The organism is Enterobacter sp. BNK-18, assembly GCF_047456135.1.
Classification (GTDB): Bacteria; Pseudomonadota; Gammaproteobacteria; order Enterobacterales; family Enterobacteriaceae; genus Enterobacter; species Enterobacter ludwigii.
Genome location: NZ_CP179899.1, coordinates 3,651,490 through 3,668,244 on the forward strand (window position 1 = coordinate 3,651,490; position 16,755 = coordinate 3,668,244).

The 16,755-nt window shown below is 55.5% G+C and carries 15 protein-coding genes, 2 tRNA genes and 1 rRNA gene; 5 read left to right on the forward strand and 13 right to left on the reverse strand.

The features are described from left to right. The first annotated feature begins 4 nt into the window (after window positions 1-4). The gene (gppA, locus tag ACMGG3_RS17615) at window positions 5-1,489 is read left to right on the forward strand and encodes a guanosine-5'-triphosphate,3'-diphosphate diphosphatase (protein WP_014172159.1); all 1,485 of its coding nucleotides are present in this window, start codon (window positions 5-7) and stop codon (window positions 1,487-1,489) included. Between the two features lie 48 nt (window positions 1,490-1,537). On the opposite strand, the gene rep is transcribed toward gppA, so the two are convergent. Continuing rightward, on the reverse strand, window positions 1,538-3,562 hold the full coding sequence (gene rep / locus ACMGG3_RS17620; protein WP_014172160.1) for a DNA helicase Rep: 2,025 nt from the start codon (window positions 3,560-3,562) through the stop codon (window positions 1,538-1,540). Between the two features lie 85 nt (window positions 3,563-3,647). Here rep and ppiC point away from each other — a divergent pair, with 85 nt between their 5' ends. Further along, window positions 3,648-3,929 carry a peptidylprolyl isomerase PpiC gene (gene ppiC, locus ACMGG3_RS17625; RefSeq protein ID WP_008501570.1) on the forward strand — a complete coding sequence of 94 codons (282 nt, stop codon included), beginning with the start codon at window positions 3,648-3,650 and terminating at the stop codon, window positions 3,927-3,929. 68 nt (window positions 3,930-3,997) lie between these two features. Here ppiC and ilvC read toward each other — a convergent pair whose 3' ends face one another. After that, a complete protein-coding gene (gene ilvC, locus ACMGG3_RS17630) occupies window positions 3,998-5,473 on the reverse strand; it encodes a ketol-acid reductoisomerase (protein ID WP_014172161.1) in 1,476 nt (491 codons plus the stop codon). A 153-nt stretch (window positions 5,474-5,626) separates the two neighbouring features. Here ilvC and ilvY point away from each other — a divergent pair, with 153 nt between their 5' ends. Then, window positions 5,627-6,517, forward strand: coding sequence for an HTH-type transcriptional activator IlvY (gene ilvY, locus ACMGG3_RS17635; RefSeq protein ID WP_020882896.1), 891 nt, complete (start codon window positions 5,627-5,629; stop codon window positions 6,515-6,517). Here ilvY and ilvA read toward each other — a convergent pair. The 7 genes from ilvA to ilvL all read right to left on the reverse strand — a co-directional run bounded on the left by ilvA (window position 6,514) and on the right by ilvL (window position 13,064). After that, window positions 6,514-8,058, reverse strand: a complete 1,545-nt coding sequence (gene ilvA / locus ACMGG3_RS17640) for a threonine ammonia-lyase, biosynthetic (RefSeq protein ID WP_025202773.1) — start codon at window positions 8,056-8,058, stop codon at window positions 6,514-6,516. The two genes, ilvY and ilvA, sit on opposite strands and share 4 nt — an antisense overlap. Before the next feature lie 2 nt (window positions 8,059-8,060). Beyond that, window positions 8,061-9,911, reverse strand: a complete 1,851-nt coding sequence (gene ilvD, locus ACMGG3_RS17645; protein ID WP_020882897.1) for a dihydroxy-acid dehydratase — start codon at window positions 9,909-9,911, stop codon at window positions 8,061-8,063. A gap of 60 nt (window positions 9,912-9,971) precedes the next feature. Beyond that, a complete protein-coding gene (gene ilvE / locus ACMGG3_RS17650) occupies window positions 9,972-10,901 on the reverse strand; it encodes a branched-chain-amino-acid transaminase (RefSeq protein ID WP_333180121.1) in 930 nt (309 codons plus the stop codon). Window positions 10,902-10,919: 18 nt separating this feature from the next. Continuing rightward, entirely contained in the window at window positions 10,920-11,183 is a 264-nt protein-coding gene (gene ilvM / locus ACMGG3_RS17655) for an acetolactate synthase 2 small subunit (protein ID WP_014172166.1), read from the reverse strand. Continuing rightward, complete coding sequence (ilvG, locus tag ACMGG3_RS17660) at window positions 11,180-12,826, reverse strand: acetolactate synthase 2 catalytic subunit (protein WP_047954816.1); 1,647 nt, start codon at window positions 12,824-12,826, stop codon at window positions 11,180-11,182. Before ilvG ends, ilvM begins: the two co-directional genes overlap by 4 nt. Before the next feature lie 2 nt (window positions 12,827-12,828). After that, window positions 12,829-12,879 (reverse strand): peptide IlvX, encoded by a 51-nt coding sequence (gene ilvX / locus ACMGG3_RS17665; protein WP_102046757.1) that lies wholly within the window; start codon window positions 12,877-12,879, stop codon window positions 12,829-12,831. 86 nt (window positions 12,880-12,965) lie between these two features. Next, window positions 12,966-13,064 (reverse strand): ilv operon leader peptide, encoded by a 99-nt coding sequence (gene ilvL, locus ACMGG3_RS17670; protein WP_001311244.1) that lies wholly within the window; start codon window positions 13,062-13,064, stop codon window positions 12,966-12,968. Window positions 13,065-13,403: 339 nt separating this feature from the next. Here ilvL and ACMGG3_RS17675 point away from each other — a divergent pair, with 339 nt between their 5' ends. Continuing rightward, window positions 13,404-14,924 carry a YifB family Mg chelatase-like AAA ATPase gene (locus ACMGG3_RS17675; protein ID WP_049023041.1) on the forward strand — a complete coding sequence of 507 codons (1,521 nt, stop codon included), beginning with the start codon at window positions 13,404-13,406 and terminating at the stop codon, window positions 14,922-14,924. Between the two features lie 27 nt (window positions 14,925-14,951). On the opposite strand, the gene ACMGG3_RS17680 is transcribed toward ACMGG3_RS17675, so the two are convergent. Then, window positions 14,952-15,290, reverse strand: a complete 339-nt coding sequence (locus ACMGG3_RS17680; RefSeq protein ID WP_014172168.1) for a DUF413 domain-containing protein — start codon at window positions 15,288-15,290, stop codon at window positions 14,952-14,954. Window positions 15,291-15,408: 118 nt separating this feature from the next. Between ACMGG3_RS17680 and hdfR the strand changes: the two genes are divergently transcribed. Further along, entirely contained in the window at window positions 15,409-16,230 is an 822-nt protein-coding gene (gene hdfR / locus ACMGG3_RS17685; RefSeq protein WP_014172169.1) for an HTH-type transcriptional regulator HdfR, read from the forward strand. 98 nt (window positions 16,231-16,328) lie between these two features. Here hdfR and ACMGG3_RS17690 read toward each other — a convergent pair. The 3 genes from ACMGG3_RS17690 to rrf all read right to left on the reverse strand — a co-directional run bounded on the left by ACMGG3_RS17690 (window position 16,329) and on the right by rrf (window position 16,705). Then, window positions 16,329-16,404, reverse strand: a tRNA-Trp gene (locus ACMGG3_RS17690). Between the two features lie 53 nt (window positions 16,405-16,457). Beyond that, window positions 16,458-16,534, reverse strand: a tRNA-Asp gene (locus ACMGG3_RS17695). A gap of 55 nt (window positions 16,535-16,589) precedes the next feature. Further along, a 5S ribosomal RNA gene (rrf, locus tag ACMGG3_RS17700) occupies window positions 16,590-16,705 on the reverse strand. Window positions 16,706-16,755 lie beyond the last annotated feature (50 nt).

Below are 16,755 nucleotides of genomic sequence, written 5' to 3' on the forward strand. Positions count from 1 at the left end.
AATTATGCTCAGCTCCACCTCGCTTTATGCGGCAATTGATCTCGGTTCGAATAGTTTTCATATGCTGGTTGTGCGCGAGGTGGCGGGAAGCATACAAACGCTGACGCGCATTAAGCGCAAGGTCCGCCTCGCGGCGGGCCTGAGCAGCGATAATCACCTCTCTCCTGAAGCCATGGAACGTGGCTGGCAGTGCCTGCGACTCTTTGCAGAGCGTCTGCAGGATATCCCGCATTCCCAAATCACCGTCGTCGCCACAGCGACACTCCGCCTGGCGGTTAACGCCGTGGATTTTATTGCCAAAGCGCAGGAAATTCTCGGTTGTCCGGTGCAGGTTATCAGCGGTGAAGAAGAAGCGCGCCTGATTTATCAGGGCGTTGCGCACACCACGGGAGGCGACGATCGTCGTCTGGTTGTGGATATCGGGGGCGCCAGTACCGAACTCGTGACCGGCACCGGTGCGCAGGCAACGTCGCTATTCAGCCTGTCGATGGGTTGCGTAACCTGGCTTGAGCGCTACTTTACTGACCGCAATCTGGGTCAGGAGAACTTCGACGAGGCGGAAACTGCCGCACGCGAGGTGTTACGCCCGGTGATGGACGAACTGCGCTACCACGGCTGGAAAGTCTGCGTAGGGGCCTCCGGTACCGTGCAGGCATTGCAGGAAATTATGATGGCGCAGGGCATGGATGAGCGGATCACGCTTGCCAAGCTTCAGCAGCTTAAACAGCGGGCCATTCAGTGCGGGCGTCTGGAAGAGCTGGAAATTGAAGGCCTGACGCTTGAACGCGCGCTGGTATTCCCGAGCGGGCTCGCGATCCTGATCGCCATCTTCACCGAACTGAACATCAAATGTATGACGCTGGCGGGTGGCGCGCTGCGTGAAGGTCTGGTCTACGGGATGTTGCACCTGTCGGTCGATCAGGACATTCGCAGCCGTACCCTGCGAAACGTGCAGCGTCGTTTCCTGGTTGATATCGATCAGGCAGGCCGCGTGGCACAGCTGGCGTCACGCTTCGCCGATCATGTGGCTAACGCCTGGGATCTGGACCCTTTGAGTCGCGATCTGCTGCTAAGTGCCTGTGCACTGCATGAAATCGGGCTGAGCATTGATTTTAAACAGGCCCCGGCTCATGCCGCTTATCTGGTGCGTAACCTCGATTTACCCGGCTATACCCCTGCGCAGAAAAAGTTGCTGGCAACGCTGCTGCTGAACCAGACGAACGCCGTTGACCTCTCCTCTTTGCATCAGCAAAACGCCGTACCGCCGCGCGTGGCCGAGCATATGTGCCGCCTGCTGCGTCTGGCTATTCTGTTTGCCAGCCGCCGCCGCGATGATTTGCTGCCGGCACTCAATCTGGTGGCGGATGACGAAAAACTTTCGCTGACGTTGCCGGAAAACTGGCTGGATAATCATCCGCTTGGGGCGGAGATGGTCGAGCAGGAGTGTCAGTGGCAGAGCTACGTACACTGGGTGCTTGAGGTGAAATAACAGGGCGGACATGCCCGGTAATGCTACGCTTGCCGGGCGTGTAACAACCTACCCCTTCTCTTTGGCTTTCGCCAGCATGGCGCGGATGTTAGCGACGTTCGCCTGCCCCTTATGCATCCGCTCTTCAGCCGTAATCACTTTACGCTCCTGCTCCCAGATGAGGTCGTCCTGCGGAAGTTCCAGCAGGAAACGGCTCGGCTCCGGGCGCACCAGTTCACCATATTGTCTACGCTCTTTGCACAGCGTGAAGGTCAGCTCTTTTTGAGCGCGCGTGATGCCTACATAGGCCAGACGGCGCTCCTCATCGACGTTATCTTCATCAATGCTGCTCTGGTGCGGCAGTAACCCCTCTTCCATGCCAACCAGATAGACATACGGGAATTCCAGACCTTTAGACGCATGCAGCGTCATCAGCTGAACCTGATCGGCCTCTTCTTCGCTCTCGCCGCGCTCCATCATATCGCGCAGGGTAAAGCGGGTAACCACCTGCGTCAGGGTCATCGGCTCATCAATCTCCGAGCCTTCCAGCATTTCAGTCATCCAGCTGAACAGCTGGTTAACGTTTTTCATGCGCATCTCGGCCGCTTTCGGACTGGCGGAGGTTTCATACAGCCAGGACTCGTAGTCGATACCGTGGATAAGGTCGCGCACGGCGGCGATAGGTTCGCGCTCTGCCAGCCGCTGCACTTCACCAAGCCAGTGGGTAAAGCGGGTTAATGAATCGTAGCCGCGGCCGGTGAGTGTCTGACTCAGCCCCATATCGAAGCTGGCAGTAAACAGACTCTTATTACGCGTCATCGCCCACTCGCCAAGCTTTTGTAGCGTCGCCGGGCCAATTTCCCGTTTCGGGGTATTCACGATACGCAGAAACGCGCTGTCATCATCCGGGTTAGTGAGCACACGCAGGTAGGCCAGAAGATCTTTGATTTCGGGCCGCGAGAAGAAGGAGGTTCCGCCCGAAATTTTGTACGGGATGCGGTTTTGCATCAGCATCTTTTCAAAGACGCGTGACTGGTGGTTGCCGCGATAGAGGATCGCGTAATCTTTGTATTCGGTTTTATTGACGAAGTGGTGGGCGATAAGTTCGCCTGTGACCCGCTCCGCTTCGTGCTCTTCATTGTTGGCGCTGAGCACTTTAAGCTCTGTACCGTAACCCAGTTCGGAGAACAGGCGTTTTTCGAACACATGCGGGTTGTTGGCGATCAGGATGTTCGCGGCTTTAAGGATACGCCCGGAGGAACGGTAGTTCTGCTCCAGTTTGATCACCTGCAGCGCCGGGAAATCTTTACTCAGCAGGACCAGGTTTTGCGGACGCGCACCGCGCCAGGAGTAAATGGACTGATCGTCATCACCGACCACCGTGAAACGCGCGCGCTGTCCCACCAGCAGCTTCACCAGTTCATACTGGCTGGTATTGGTGTCCTGATACTCATCCACCAGCAGGTAGCGGATTTTATTCTGCCAGCGCTCACGCACCTCTTCATTACGCTGCAGCAGTAGCGTGGGAAGCAGGATCAGGTCGTCGAAATCCAGTACGTTACAGGCTTTCATATGCGCATCGTACAGACCGTAGCAGTGGGCGAAGATCCGATCCCGCTCGCCTTTGGCGATCGCCGCGGCCTGGGCCGGGGTCATCAGATCGTTTTTCCAGTTGGAGATCGTTGAGATCAGCTGCTGCAGCAGAACCTTATCATCTTCGATCAGCCCCTCGGTGAGCTCCTTGAGCAGGGCCACCTGGTCGGTATCGTCAAACAGTGAGAAGTTGGATTTCATCCCCAGCGCGGCGTATTCACGTTTGATGATATCCAGCCCCAGCGTATGGAAGGTGGAAATCATCAGACCGCGCGCCTCTTTGCGCCCCAGCGTCTGGCCGACACGCTCTTTCATCTCGCGCGCTGCTTTGTTGGTGAACGTCACCGCCGCGATGTGGCGAGCCTGATACCCGCAGCCGCGGATCAGGTGGGCAATCTTATTGGTGATGACGCGCGTTTTGCCGGATCCCGCGCCCGCCAGCACCAGACAGGGTCCAGTGACAAATTCGACGGCTTGTTGTTGTCCGGGGTTTAAACGCATAAATGATCACTCAATGAAAGTCAGGAGGGGAGAATAACAGCGTGGTAGTATAGCGAGCCTAATCCATACCACTCAAGGCACGATCATGGCAAAAACCGCGGCAGCACTGCATATCCTTGTAAAAGAAGAAAAACTGGCTCTGGATCTTCTCGAGCAGATCAAAAACGGCGCCGACTTCGGCAAGCTGGCAAAGAAACACTCTATTTGTCCGTCAGGTAAACGCGGCGGTGATTTAGGTGAATTCCGTCAGGGTCAAATGGTTCCGGCGTTCGATAAAGTGGTCTTTTCCTGCCCGGTGCTGGAACCCACAGGCCCACTGCACACGCAGTTTGGCTACCATGTTATTAAGGTTCTGTACCGCAAATAACAGCAAGGCCTTCTCTGAGAGAAGGCCTTGTACGTTGAGTCAGGTCAGGGCATCAGCCCGCCCGGGTATTAACCTGCTACCGCGATACGTTTCATATCGGTCATGTAGCCACGCAGTTTCTGACCCACTTTCTCGATTTCATGGCCGCGAATGGCTTCGTTTACATCGCGCAGCTGCGCGTTATCCACAGCACCTTCCGCAATCGCTTTGCCCAGATCGCCCGGCTGCAGGGTTGTCATGAACTCTTTCAGCAGCGGTACGCAAGCGTAAGAGAACAGGTAGTTACCGTACTCGGCGGTATCAGAGATAACCACGTTCATTTCGTACAGACGCTTACGGGCGATGGTGTTCGCAATCAGCGGCAGCTCGTGCAGTGATTCATAGTAGGCAGACTCTTCGATGATGCCGGAATCCACCATGGTTTCGAACGCCAGCTCAACGCCAGCTTTCACCATCGCAATCATCAGAACGCCTTTATCGAAGTACTCCTGCTCGCCGATTTTACCTTCAAACTGTGGGGCGGTTTCAAAAGCGGTTTTACCGGTCTCTTCACGCCAGGTCAGCAGTTTCTTATCGTCGTTAGCCCAGTCCGCCATCATGCCGGAAGAGAACTCGCCGGAGATAATGTCGTCCATATGTTTCTGGAACAGCGGTGCCATGATCGTTTTCAGTTGTTCAGACAGCGCGTAAGCACGCAGTTTCGCCGGGTTGGACAGACGGTCCATCATCAGCGTGATACCGCCCTGCTTCAGCGCTTCGGTGATCGTTTCCCAGCCGAACTGAATCAGTTTTTCTGCGTATGCCGGGTCTGTACCCTCTTCCACCAGCTTGTCGAAGCACAGCAGAGAGCCCGCCTGCAGCATACCGCACAGGATGGTTTGCTCACCCATCAGGTCAGATTTAACTTCCGCGACGAAAGACGATTCCAGAACGCCCGCACGGTGGCCACCCGTTGCTGCAGCCCATGCTTTGGCGATCGCCATACCTTCGCCTTTCGGATCGTTTTCCGGGTGAACGGCGATAAGCGTTGGCACGCCGAAGCCACGTTTGTACTCTTCACGTACTTCTGTACCCGGGCACTTCGGCGCCACCATCACAACGGTGATGTCTTTACGGATCTGCTCGCCCACTTCAACGATGTTAAAGCCGTGGGAGTAACCCAACGCCGCACCGTCTTTCATCAGCGGCTGCACGGAACGCACAACGTCAGAGTGCTGTTTGTCTGGCGTCAGGTTAACCACCAGGTCTGCCTGGGGGATCAGCTCTTCGTAGGTACCAACTTTAAAACCGTTTTCGGTCGCTTTGCGCCAGGACGCACGCTTCTCAGCAATCGCTTCTTTACGCAGGGCGTAGGAGATATCCAGACCGGAGTCACGCATGTTCAGGCCCTGGTTCAGACCCTGGGCGCCGCAGCCGACGATGACCACTTTTTTACCCTGAAGGTAGCTCGCGCCATCGGCAAATTCGTCGCGCGCCATAAAGCGGCATTTGCCCAGCTGCGCCAGCTGCTGGCGCAAATTCAGTGTATTAAAGTAGTTAGCCATAATGGACTCCGTGATGTTGTGTTGTTGTGCTTATTGTTCGGTTCGCTTTTGCGAGAATGAACTTACTATATGACAGGAAATTTATTGCGGAAATTGATATATTCACAACGTCACGTTGCAATATTTGCAATGTAAAAAGGGGGAGTGAAATCAGTGGATTTACGCGATCTGAAAATGTTCCTGCATCTGGCGGAAAGCCGTCACTTTGGGCGCAGCGCCCGGGCGATGCACGTCAGTCCCTCCACGCTTTCGCGCCAGATCCAGCGCCTTGAGGAAGACCTCGGTCAGCCCCTGTTTGTACGCGACAACCGCACCGTCACCCTAACGGAAGCCGGTGAGGAGTTACGGGTCTTTGCCCAACAAACGCTGCTGCAGTATCAACAGCTGCGACACACCATTGACCAGAAAGGGCCATCGCTGTCCGGCGAGCTGCATATTTTCTGCTCCGTGACCGCGGCCTATAGCCATCTGCCGCCGATTCTTGACCGCTTTCGCGCAGAACAACCGTCGGTGGAAATTAAACTCACCACCGGTGATGCCGCCGACGCAATGGAAAAAGTGGTGACAGGCGAGGCGGATCTCGCCATTGCCGGGAAACCCGAAACCCTGCCGGGCGCTGTCGCGTTCTCAATGCTGGAGAACCTGGCGGTCGTGTTGATTGCCCCCGCGTTACCCTGCCCGGTGCGTAATCAGGTGTCGGTGGAAAAACCGGACTGGTCCACGGTGCCTTTTATCATGGCCGATCAGGGGCCGGTGCGCCGTCGTATTGAGCTCTGGTTTCGTCGCCAGAAGATCAGCAACCCGTCGATTTACGCGACGGTTGGCGGGCATGAGGCGATGGTGTCAATGGTGGCGCTGGGCTGCGGCGTAGCACTGCTGCCGGAAGTGGTCCTGGAGAACAGCCCGGAACCGGTGCGTAATCGCGTGATGATTCTGGAGCGCAGTGACGAAAAAACGCCGTTTGAGCTTGGCGTGTGCGCACAAAAAAAGCGGCTGCAGGAGCCGCTTATTGATGCCTTCTGGCAGATACTGCCTAACCACTAGCCCGCCAGGAAGAACCTGAACGCCGGGTTATGGGTTTCATCGTGACACTCATAGCCCAGCTCGTTCAGCCGCGTTTCGAAATCAGGCTCGTGCTCGCCCAGTTCGAAGGCGGCCAGCACGCGTCCATAATCGGTACCGTGGCTGCGGTAGTGGAACAGAGAGATGTTCCAGTGCGTGCCCAGCGTATGCAGGAATTTGAGCAACGCGCCCGGTGACTCCGGGAACTCGAAGCTGTAGAGACGTTCCTGCAGCGGCTTCGATGGACGCCCGCCCACCATGTAACGCACGTGCAGTTTCGCCATCTCATCGTCGGAGAGATCCACGACGCTGTAGCCACCTTCGTGGAGCAGGTGGAGGATCTCTTTACGCTCTTCCAGACCACGGCTTAACCGTACACCGACAAAAATGCAGGCATCTCGGGCGTCGGCAAAACGGTAGTTAAACTCCGTGACTGAACGGCCGCCCAGCAGCTGACAAAACTTCAGGAAGCTGCCCTTCTCTTCCGGAATGGTAACCGCCAGCAGCGCTTCGCGTTGCTCACCCAGCTCGCAGCGTTCGGAAACATAGCGCAGACCGTGGAAGTTCACGTTGGCACCAGAAAGGACATGCGCCAGACGCTCGCCGCGGATGTTGTGCTGCGCGATGTATTTCTTCATCCCCGCCAGCGCCAGCGCGCCGGAAGGTTCCGCTACCGCACGCACATCTTCGAACAGATCTTTCATTGCGGCGCAGATGGCGTCGCTGTCGACGGTGATAATATCGTCGAGATATTCCTGGCAAAGACGGAAGGTTTCATCGCCAATGCGTTTAACCGCCACGCCTTCAGCAAACAGCCCGACGCGTGGTAAGTCCACCGGATGACCGGCATCCAGCGCCGCTTTCAGACAGGCCGAGTCTTCCGCTTCAACGGCAATCACTTTGATTTGCGGCATCAGCTGTTTGATCAGCACCGCTACGCCCGCCGCGAGGCCGCCACCGCCAACCGGCACGAAGACGCGGTCGAGATGCGCATCCTGCTGCAGCAGCTCAAGCGCCAGCGTCCCCTGTCCGGCAATGACCATCGGATGATCGAACGGCGGCACCCAGGTAAACCCCTGTTGCTGCGCCAGCTCTATCGCTTTGGCTTTGGCTTCGTCAAAGTTTGCGCCGTGGAGCAACACTTCACCGCCGAAACCGCGTACGGCATCCACTTTAATATCGGCAGTAGCAACCGGCATAACAATCAGCGCTTTCAGCCCCAGGCGCGCTGAGGAGAACGCGACGCCCTGCGCGTGGTTGCCCGCAGAGGCGGTAATTACCCCCCGCGCTTTTTGCTCGTCGGTCAACCCGGCCATCATCGCGTAGGCGCCACGCAGCTTGAAGCTGTGTACCGGCTGGCGGTCTTCGCGTTTCACCAGAATCACGTTGTCGAGGCGCGAGGAGAGTTTCTCCATCTTCTGCAGCGGCGTGACCTGTACGGCTTCATAGACCGGTGCACGTAGCACCGCCCTGAGGTATTCCGCCCCCTCAGGGGCGGCGGATAACGGTTGCGACTCGGCCATCATTAGCCCCCAAGTTTCGATTTGTCGCGCACCGCGCCTTTATCTGCACTGGTGGCAAGGCTCGCATAGGCGCGCAGGGCGAAGGAGACGTCGCGCTGGCGATCTTTTGGCGTCCAGGCTTTGTCACCGCGAGCTTCCTGGGCTTCACGACGCGCCGCAATCTCCTGGTCGCTCAGTTTCAACTGAATACCGCGATTCGGGATATCAATTTCGATCAGGTCGCCATCTTCAATAATCGCGATGTTGCCGCCGCTTGCCGCTTCCGGTGACACGTGGCCAATGGAGAGACCAGACGTACCGCCAGAGAAACGTCCGTCGGTGATCAGCGCACAGGCTTTACCGAGGCCCATGGATTTCAGGAAGGTAGTGGGATAGAGCATCTCCTGCATACCCGGCCCGCCTTTCGGCCCTTCGTAGCGAATGACAACCACGTCGCCTTCCACCACTTTACCACCGAGAATAGCCTCTACCGCGTCGTCCTGGCTTTCGTACACTTTTGCCGGGCCGGTGAATTTGAGAATGCTGTCATCCACGCCTGCGGTTTTTACAATACAGCCGTTTTCTGCAAAGTTACCGTAGAGCACGGCCAGACCGCCGTCCTTGCTGTAGGCATGTTCCAGTGAGCGAATACAGCCTTCTGCACGATCGTCATCCAGCGTGTCCCAGCGGCAATCCTGTGAGAAGGCCTGGGTGGTACGAATACCTGCCGGGCCGGCGCGGAACATCTTTTTCACCGCATCGTCTTTCGTGAGCATGACGTCGTATTTGTCCAGCGACTCCGGCAGCGTCAGGCCGAGCACGTTTTTGACGTTGCGGTTCAGCAGCCCGGCGCGATCCAGCTCACCGAGAATACCCAGTACGCCACCCGCACGGTGGACATCTTCCATGTGGTATTTCTGAGTACTCGGCGCAACTTTACAGAGCTGCGGTACTTTGCGGGACAGCTTGTCGATATCGCTCATGGTGAAGTCGATTTCAGCCTCCTGCGCAGCGGCCAGCAGGTGGAGAACGGTGTTGGTGGAACCGCCCATGGCGATATCCAGCGTCATGGCATTTTCAAACGCGGCTTTGCTGGCGATATTACGCGGCAGCGCGCTTTCATCATCTTGCTCGTAGTAGCGTTTGGTCAGCTCAACGATGCGTTTACCGGCATTGAGGAACAGCTGTTTACGGTCGGCGTGGGTCGCCAGCAGCGAGCCGTTGCCCGGCTGAGACAGACCCAGCGCTTCGGTCAGACAGTTCATGGAGTTCGCGGTGAACATACCTGAGCAGGAGCCACAGGTTGGGCACGCAGAACGTTCAACCTGATCGCTTTGCTCATCAGAAACTTTTGGATCCGCGCCCTGAATCATCGCATCGACCAGGTCGAGCTTGATGATTTTATCGGAAAGCTTGGTTTTACCCGCTTCCATTGGACCGCCGGAGACGAAGATCACCGGAATGTTCAGACGCAGGGAAGCCATCAGCATCCCCGGGGTAATTTTGTCGCAGTTGGAGATACAAACCATGGCATCCGCGCAATGGGCGTTCACCATATACTCCACCGAGTCGGCGATCAGCTCACGCGACGGCAGTGAATAGAGCATACCCCCGTGACCCATCGCGATACCGTCATCCACCGCAATGGTGTTGAACTCTTTCGCCACACCGCCGGAGGCTTCGATTTGCTCGGCAACGAGTTTGCCGAGATCGCGCAGGTGCACGTGGCCCGGCACAAACTGGGTGAAGGAGTTCACCACGGCGATAATAGGCTTACCGAAATCGGCGTCGGTCATCCCGGTGGCGCGCCACAGTGCGCGGGCACCCGCCATGTTACGGCCATGAGTGGTGGTGGCGGAACGATACTTAGGCATGCTTTATTTACTCCCGTCTGACTATTGAATGGGACGGTGCGTGCCGTCCCATATTTATGCTTATTGATTAACCTGATCCAGCCAGCCGTAATTATCTTCCGTTTCACCGGTGAAGAGGCCAAAGAAGGCTTGCTGAATACGTTTGGTGACCGGACCACAGCGGCCAGCACCAACCTGAATACCGTCTACGCTACGAACCGGCGTAATTTCCGCCGCGGTACCGGACATGAACACTTCATCGGCCAGGTACAGGGATTCGCGGGACAGGACCTGCTCACGGACTTCGATACCCAAATCTTTTGCCAGCTTGATGATGGCGTCACGGGTAATGCCCGGCAGAGCGGAAGAGGTAAATGGCGGCGTAAACAGAATGCCGTCTTTCACTTCGAACAGGTTTTCACCTGCACCTTCAGAGATATAGCCATTCACGTCCAGCGCGATACCTTCCTGATAACCGTGACGGCGCGCTTCGCTACCGACCAGCAGTGAGGAGAGGTAGTTACCGCCCGCTTTTGCCGCCGTCGGGATCGTGTTTGGTGCCACGCGGTTCCAGGAAGAAACCATTGCGTCGATCCCCTGCTCCAGGGCTTCAGCCCCCAGATAAGCACCCCACGGGAACGCAGCAATGATCACATCGGTGGTATAACCGGCTGGCGGGTTCACGCCCATGCCCACATCACCTACAAACACCAGCGGACGAATATAGGCACTGGTGAGGTTGTTCTTACGAATCACGTCGCGGCAGGCTTCCATCAGCTCATCCACGCTCTGAGAAACCGGGAAACGATAAATTTTGGCTGAGTCATGCAGACGCTGCATGTGTTCGCGATGACGGAACACCACTGGCCCTTTGTGTGAGTCGTAGCAACGGATGCCTTCGAAGACAGAGGTACCGTAATGCAGCGCGTGGGACATAACGTGGACTTTCGCGTCCTCCCAGCGAACCATCTCACCATTGAACCAAATGTAATCAGCTTTTTTTGTCGTCATTTTCTCTTCCTGTCGCGCTTAAGCACGGATCTGTTGTGATGTGGTTGTGCTCTGGCAGATGGCAACATGTGCAACGTCTACCAGTTTTGTTAACTGACTAAACAGTAAGTCGACCGACCGCGGGCTGGCAACGGTTAATTCGATACTGATATTTTGAGCATCAGTGGCCGTCTCCATATTCATAGAGCAAATCTGAAAGCCACGGTGACGCACCACACGCAAAACGCGTTCTAATGTCTCTGGATTGAAGCGAGCCTGCACGGCGACCTGATGTTGCATCATGATAATTTCTCCAGCATTTGTGAGTTACTGGCACCTGGCGGTACCAACGGCCAGACATTCTCAAGCTCGTCGATTGAGACATGAAGCAGGTACGGCCCTTCGCTTGACAGCATGGTGTCGAGTGCCGCTTCAACCTGGTCTTTACGGGTGATGTGCTGGCCAGGGATACCAAAGGCGCTGGCCAGAATGAGGAAATCGGGGTTATCCGTCAGGGTAGTCTCACTGTAGCGTTCCTGGAAAAACAGCTGTTGCCACTGACGAACCATTCCTAAACGCTGGTTATCGAGCAAGACGATTTTCAACGGTAACTGCTTGCGCTTAACGGTGCCCAGCTCCTGAACGTTCATCATGAAAGAGCCGTCACCGGAGATACAGATAACCGTATCGTTTGGGCGGGCAACCTGCGCCCCTACCGCGGCAGGGAGACCGAAGCCCATCGTCCCTAAGCCGCTGGAGGTAATGAAGTTTTCCGGGCGCGTGTAAGTCATGTGCTGTGCTGACCACATCTGGTGTTGGCCTACATCCGTCGTGACCACACAGTCTGCCGGTTTACGGTCGGACAATTGCTTTAACAGCAGTGGCGCATAGATGGCGTCACCAGGATGGTCGTAACGCCAGGTATGTTCAACGCGCATATCGGCGGTGTGCTGACGCCATGCGTCGATTTTCAGAGGCTGCTGTAAAGCCGGTAATAACGTGTTGAGATTGCCCTGCAGGGCCACATGCGCCTGACGCAGTTTGTTCATCTCCGCCGGGTCGATATCCATGTGGATCACGTTGGCATTCGGCGCGAAGGTATTCAGCTTGCCGGTGACACGATCATCAAAACGGGCACCTACGGCGATCAGCAAGTCACACGCCTGCACGGCCAGGTTCGCCGCTTTGGTACCGTGCATCCCCAGCATGCCCAGATAGTACGGATAGTCCGCATCTACCGCGCCAAGACCTTTCAGCGTACAGGTGGCGGGCATTTGCGTAACCGCGATGAATTCGCGCAGGGCGGGAACGGCCTGTGCCATACCAACCCCACCCCCTACGTACAACATCGGTTGTTTAGCGTGGGCAATCATCTGCCGCGCCTCTTCCACCGCGGCGTGCGGGAATGCATCGTCGCTTTCAACGGTGGAGAAGTGCGGTTCCAGATCGCCCAGAGCAACCTGGATATCTTTCGGGATATCAACCAGAACCGGTCCAGGGCGACCAGAGTTTGCTACCTCAAACGCCTCTGCCATCACACGCGGCAGCTCTTCCAGAGACTGAACGAGGAAGCTGTGTTTGGTGCAGGCCAGTGACAAGCCGAGCACGTCCACTTCCTGGAAGGCATCAGTACCAATGAGGGGCGAGGCCACCTGACCGGTGATGGCGACAACGGGAACGGAATCAAGCAGTGCATCCGCCAGGCCGGTGATCAGGTTTGTGGCGCCCGGCCCTGAGGTTGCCATGCAGACACCGGTTTTACCGGTGGCACGTGCATAGCCAATGGCGGCCATCGCAGCGCCCTGCTCGTGTCGGCACAAGAGGTGTTCCACGCCGCCGTCATACAATGCATCGTAAATCGGCATTATTGCGCCCCCCGGATAACCGAAGACAGTGTCGACTCCCTGTGCGCGCAACGCATGTACTACCCACTGTGCACCATTCATAGTTAGTTCCCCGTCATAAATCGGGAGAAACAGAATTTTGTGCTATTAGTCATTCTCTGCTCCTCATGTAAGTTTTTTAGTCATAAAAAAACCCCCGGACCTTTCGGTGCGGGGGTCTTAGTTCGTTAAGGCTTGATTCCTAAGCCTTTCCTCGTCCAAGTGCAGCCCCGCACGGTGGGATAATAATCACCACCACGCTAATCACGACCAGGCTAATCACTCGTAGAAGGGCTGTCATTTTCAGTTCTTTTTGCATCTTGTTCGAAGGAATACCTAAAGAGGTATCACAGTTTTTAAATCAAACACAAGATTTATTTATGGCTGGTTTCGTTAGCCTGCGAATCATATTTTCTGAACGTATTGTTTTATATAAAGAAATTTGATAGTGAATATTTTTCATTTTTTCAGCACGGACAGAGCAGTATGTCGCCAGTACATTTTTTTGCGAGCAGGGTTCCGCAGAAAAGAAAAGGTTACATCTTGACGTTAAAACCTCGGAAGAGGATGCGTAAATCCGCTAAATGTGGCTAAACATGCATATCGGTCACGGGCATAGTCATCTCCTGAGGAGGTGCTTATGTCACTGTCAGTTGTTTATACCCGTGCGGCCATTGGAGTAAAAGCACCGCTTATTTCGGTAGAAGTTCATCTCAGCAACGGGCTGCCCGGGCTGACGCTGGTTGGATTGCCGGAGACCACGGTAAAGGAAGCCAGAGATCGGGTGCGCAGTGCGATTATTAATAGCGGTTATACCTTTCCGGCAAAGAAAATCACCATCAACCTTGCGCCTGCAGACTTGCCTAAAGAGGGAGGGCGATATGATTTACCTATCGCTATAGCGCTCCTCGCCGCCTCTGAGCAGCTTAACAGCAGCAGACTAGGCGCATATGAGTTCATCGGTGAACTGGCGCTCACAGGCGCGCTGAGGGGCGTTCCTGGTGCCATCTCGGGTGCGCTGGAGGCCATTCGCGCAGGTCGACAAATCATTGTTGCCAATGAAAATGGTGCAGAAGTGAGCCTGATAGCCGAGAGAGGATGTCTGCTAGCCGGGCATTTACAGGAAGTGTGCGCGTATCTTGAGGGGCAACATGTGCTGTCAGAGCCGGAAGAATCAGGCGATCCCCTGGCAGAAAGCCCGGACGATCTGAGCGATATTTACGGCCAGGAGCAGGGTAAGCGGGCGCTGGAGATCACCGCTGCCGGCGGACATAACCTGTTGCTGATTGGCCCACCGGGTACAGGAAAAACGATGCTGGCGAGCAGGTTGAATGGTTTACTGCCTCCACTTAATAACCATGAAGCGCTGGAAAGCGCGGCGATATTTAGTCTGGTGAGTTCAGTGTCATTGCAAAAACAGTGGCGACGTCGCCCGTTTCGCTCTCCGCACCACAGTGCCTCACTGGCGGCCATGGTCGGCGGTGGCACCATACCAGGGCCGGGAGAGATCTCTCTGGCGCACAACGGCATCCTGTTTCTGGATGAACTGCCTGAATTTGAACGCCGCGTTCTGGATGCGCTGAGGGAGCCCATCGAATCGGGTGAGATCCATATCTCCCGTGCACGCGCCAAAATAAGCTATCCCGCGCGGTTCCAGCTGGTAGCGGCAATGAACCCCAGCCCATCGGGCCATTATCAGGGAAACCACAATCGCTCCACGCCTGAACAGACGCTGCGCTACCTGGGGAAGTTATCTGGTCCTTTCCTGGATCGTTTCGATTTGTCGCTGGAAATCCCCTTGCCTCCTCCCGGCCTGCTCAGCCAGAGCAGCGCCAGAGGAGAGAGTACGGTGGAGGTTCGCGAGCGGGTTATCGCCGCGCAGGCCCGGCAGTATATGCGTCAACATAAGCTGAATGCCCGTCTGGATAACGCTGAGATTCGGCAGTTTTGTCCTCTTAAGACTGAAGATTCATGCTGGCTGGAGGATACGTTGACGCGCTTTGGGCTTTCCATTCGCGCATGGCAGCGTCTTATAAAAGTCGCCCGCACCATCGCCGATGTGGAAAAGTGCCCTGACATTGAGAGGCGGCATCTGCAGGAAGCGTTAAGCTATCGTGCGATCGATCGCTTGCTCCTGCACCTGCAAAAGTTACTGGCATAAAAAAAGGGGCCACAGCCCCTTTTCTTGTTAGTCGTCAGACTCAGTGTAGTCTTCAGCACCTTCCATCTGCGGCTTACCGCCAGACAGCGTATGGAAACGCTTTGGACGCTTAATGCGTGCCATATACTTGATCCATACACGTTCTGCTTCAGACTGTGGCTCACGCTCGCCACGGCAGACTGCGACAAACTGTTTTTCGTCTTCAGTTGCAGGCTCACGTTTACCCAGATCCAGCTCGTTAAAGGCATAACCATGACGCTCAAGCATCTGCGCCTCTTTGATGGTGAAATCGCCGTGACGAGAGAACCCGCGTGGATAATTTTTATTGTCGAAAAAACGATTAGTCGTCGTAAAGCTTTCCGCCATCCTACACGCTCCTAATTCTTTGGCCGAGCTATTTATGGCGCGGAGTATTAGTTACGCTTGACAGAGTGTAAAACAAAACATTTAAATCATAACGACAAATTATTTTGCGGAGAAAGATGTGGATACGGAATTGCTAAAAACTTTCCTGGAAGTGAGCAGAACGCGCCACTTTGGGCGAGCAGCGGAAGCCCTTTACCTGACGCAGTCAGCGGTCAGTTTTCGTATTCGACAGCTGGAAAATCAACTGGGTGTGAACCTTTTTACCCGCCACCGCAACAACATACGCCTCACGCCAGCCGGTGAAAAACTGCTGCCGTATGCAGAAACACTGATGAATACCTGGCAGGCGGCACGAAAAGAGGTTGCGCATACCTCGAGGCATAACGAGTTCTCCATTGGGGCCAGCGCATCGTTGTGGGAATGTATGCTCAGTCAGTGGCTTACCCGGCTCTACCCTTCCCACAACCATTTGCAATTTGAAGCGCGGATTGCGCAACGTCAGTCGCTCGTTAAGCAACTGCACGAGCGCCAGCTGGATCTTCTGATCACGACCGAAGCCCCCAAAATGGACGAATTTAGCAGCCAGATTGTTGGCCAGTTTGGCCTTGCGCTTTATGCCTCCGAGCCTTCAATGATGAAAGCCGACCTGACCTATCTGCGTCTGGAGTGGGGGCCAGATTTCCAGCAACACGAGGCGGGATTGATTGCTCCGGATGATGTGCCACAATTAACAACCAGCTCTGCGGAGATCGCCTGTCAGCAGCTCTCCTTGCTGAAGGGGTGCACCTGGTTACCTGTTCGCTGGGCAGACACGAAACCCGGGTTGCATACCGTTGTGGACTCCACCACGCTTTCCAGACCGCTGTATGCCATCTGGCTCCAGAACAGCGATAAGCAATCGCAGATAAAAGATCTTCTAAAAATCAACATTATGGATTGATGCATGCGCCAGCAGAAATGCTGGCTGCAACGTCTGATGAGGGGACTCGGCGTCTTTCAGGCAAAAAAAAATCCTTTGCCGAAGCAAAGGATTATATATGGCAGGGGCGGAGAGACTCGAACTCGCGACACCCGGTTTTGGAGACCGGTGCTCTACCAACTGAGCTACGCCCCTAAAGTCTTTTGCCATTAAGCCTGCCGGGTAGGCAGGCTTAATGTCTTAATAAGTGGCGGAACGGACGGGACTCGAACCCGCGACCCCCTGCGTGACAGGCAGGTATTCTAACCGACTGAACTACCGCTCCACCGAAGACTGCTGTAACCACCGGATTTATGCACCGGCTTACTACGTAATTGGATGCCTGGCAGTTCCCTACTCTCACATGGGGAGACCCCACACTACCATCGGCGCTACGGCGTTTCACTTCTGAGTTCGGCATGGGGTCAGGTGGGACCACCGCGCTAAAGCCGCCAGGCAAATTCTGTAATCTGTATCAGCTGAAAATCGTCTCTCATCGCCAAAACA

Excerpts from the sequence above, each read along its gene's own strand:
- ilvD (WP_020882897.1), bottom strand. The coding sequence starts at position 9,911 with ATGCCTAAGTATCGTTCCGCCACCACCACTCATGGCCGTAACATGGCG.
- ACMGG3_RS17680 (WP_014172168.1), bottom strand. The coding sequence starts at position 15,290 with ATGGCGGAAAGCTTTACGACGACTAATCGTTTTTTCGACAATAAAAAT.
- ilvG (WP_047954816.1), bottom strand. The coding sequence starts at position 12,826 with ATGAATGGTGCACAGTGGGTAGTACATGCGTTGCGCGCACAGGGAGTC.
- ilvA (WP_025202773.1), bottom strand. The coding sequence starts at position 8,058 with ATGGCCGAGTCGCAACCGTTATCCGCCGCCCCTGAGGGGGCGGAATAC.
- ilvM (WP_014172166.1), bottom strand. The coding sequence starts at position 11,183 with ATGATGCAACATCAGGTCGCCGTGCAGGCTCGCTTCAATCCAGAGACA.
- ilvE (WP_333180121.1), bottom strand. The coding sequence starts at position 10,901 with ATGACGACAAAAAAAGCTGATTACATTTGGTTCAATGGTGAGATGGTT.
- ACMGG3_RS17675 (WP_049023041.1), top strand. The coding sequence starts at position 13,404 with ATGTCACTGTCAGTTGTTTATACCCGTGCGGCCATTGGAGTAAAAGCA.
- gppA (WP_014172159.1), top strand. The coding sequence starts at position 5 with ATGCTCAGCTCCACCTCGCTTTATGCGGCAATTGATCTCGGTTCGAAT.
- rep (WP_014172160.1), bottom strand. The coding sequence starts at position 3,562 with ATGCGTTTAAACCCCGGACAACAACAAGCCGTCGAATTTGTCACTGGA.
- ppiC (WP_008501570.1), top strand. The coding sequence starts at position 3,648 with ATGGCAAAAACCGCGGCAGCACTGCATATCCTTGTAAAAGAAGAAAAA.
- ilvC (WP_014172161.1), bottom strand. The coding sequence starts at position 5,473 with ATGGCTAACTACTTTAATACACTGAATTTGCGCCAGCAGCTGGCGCAG.
- ilvL (WP_001311244.1), bottom strand. The coding sequence starts at position 13,064 with ATGACAGCCCTTCTACGAGTGATTAGCCTGGTCGTGATTAGCGTGGTG.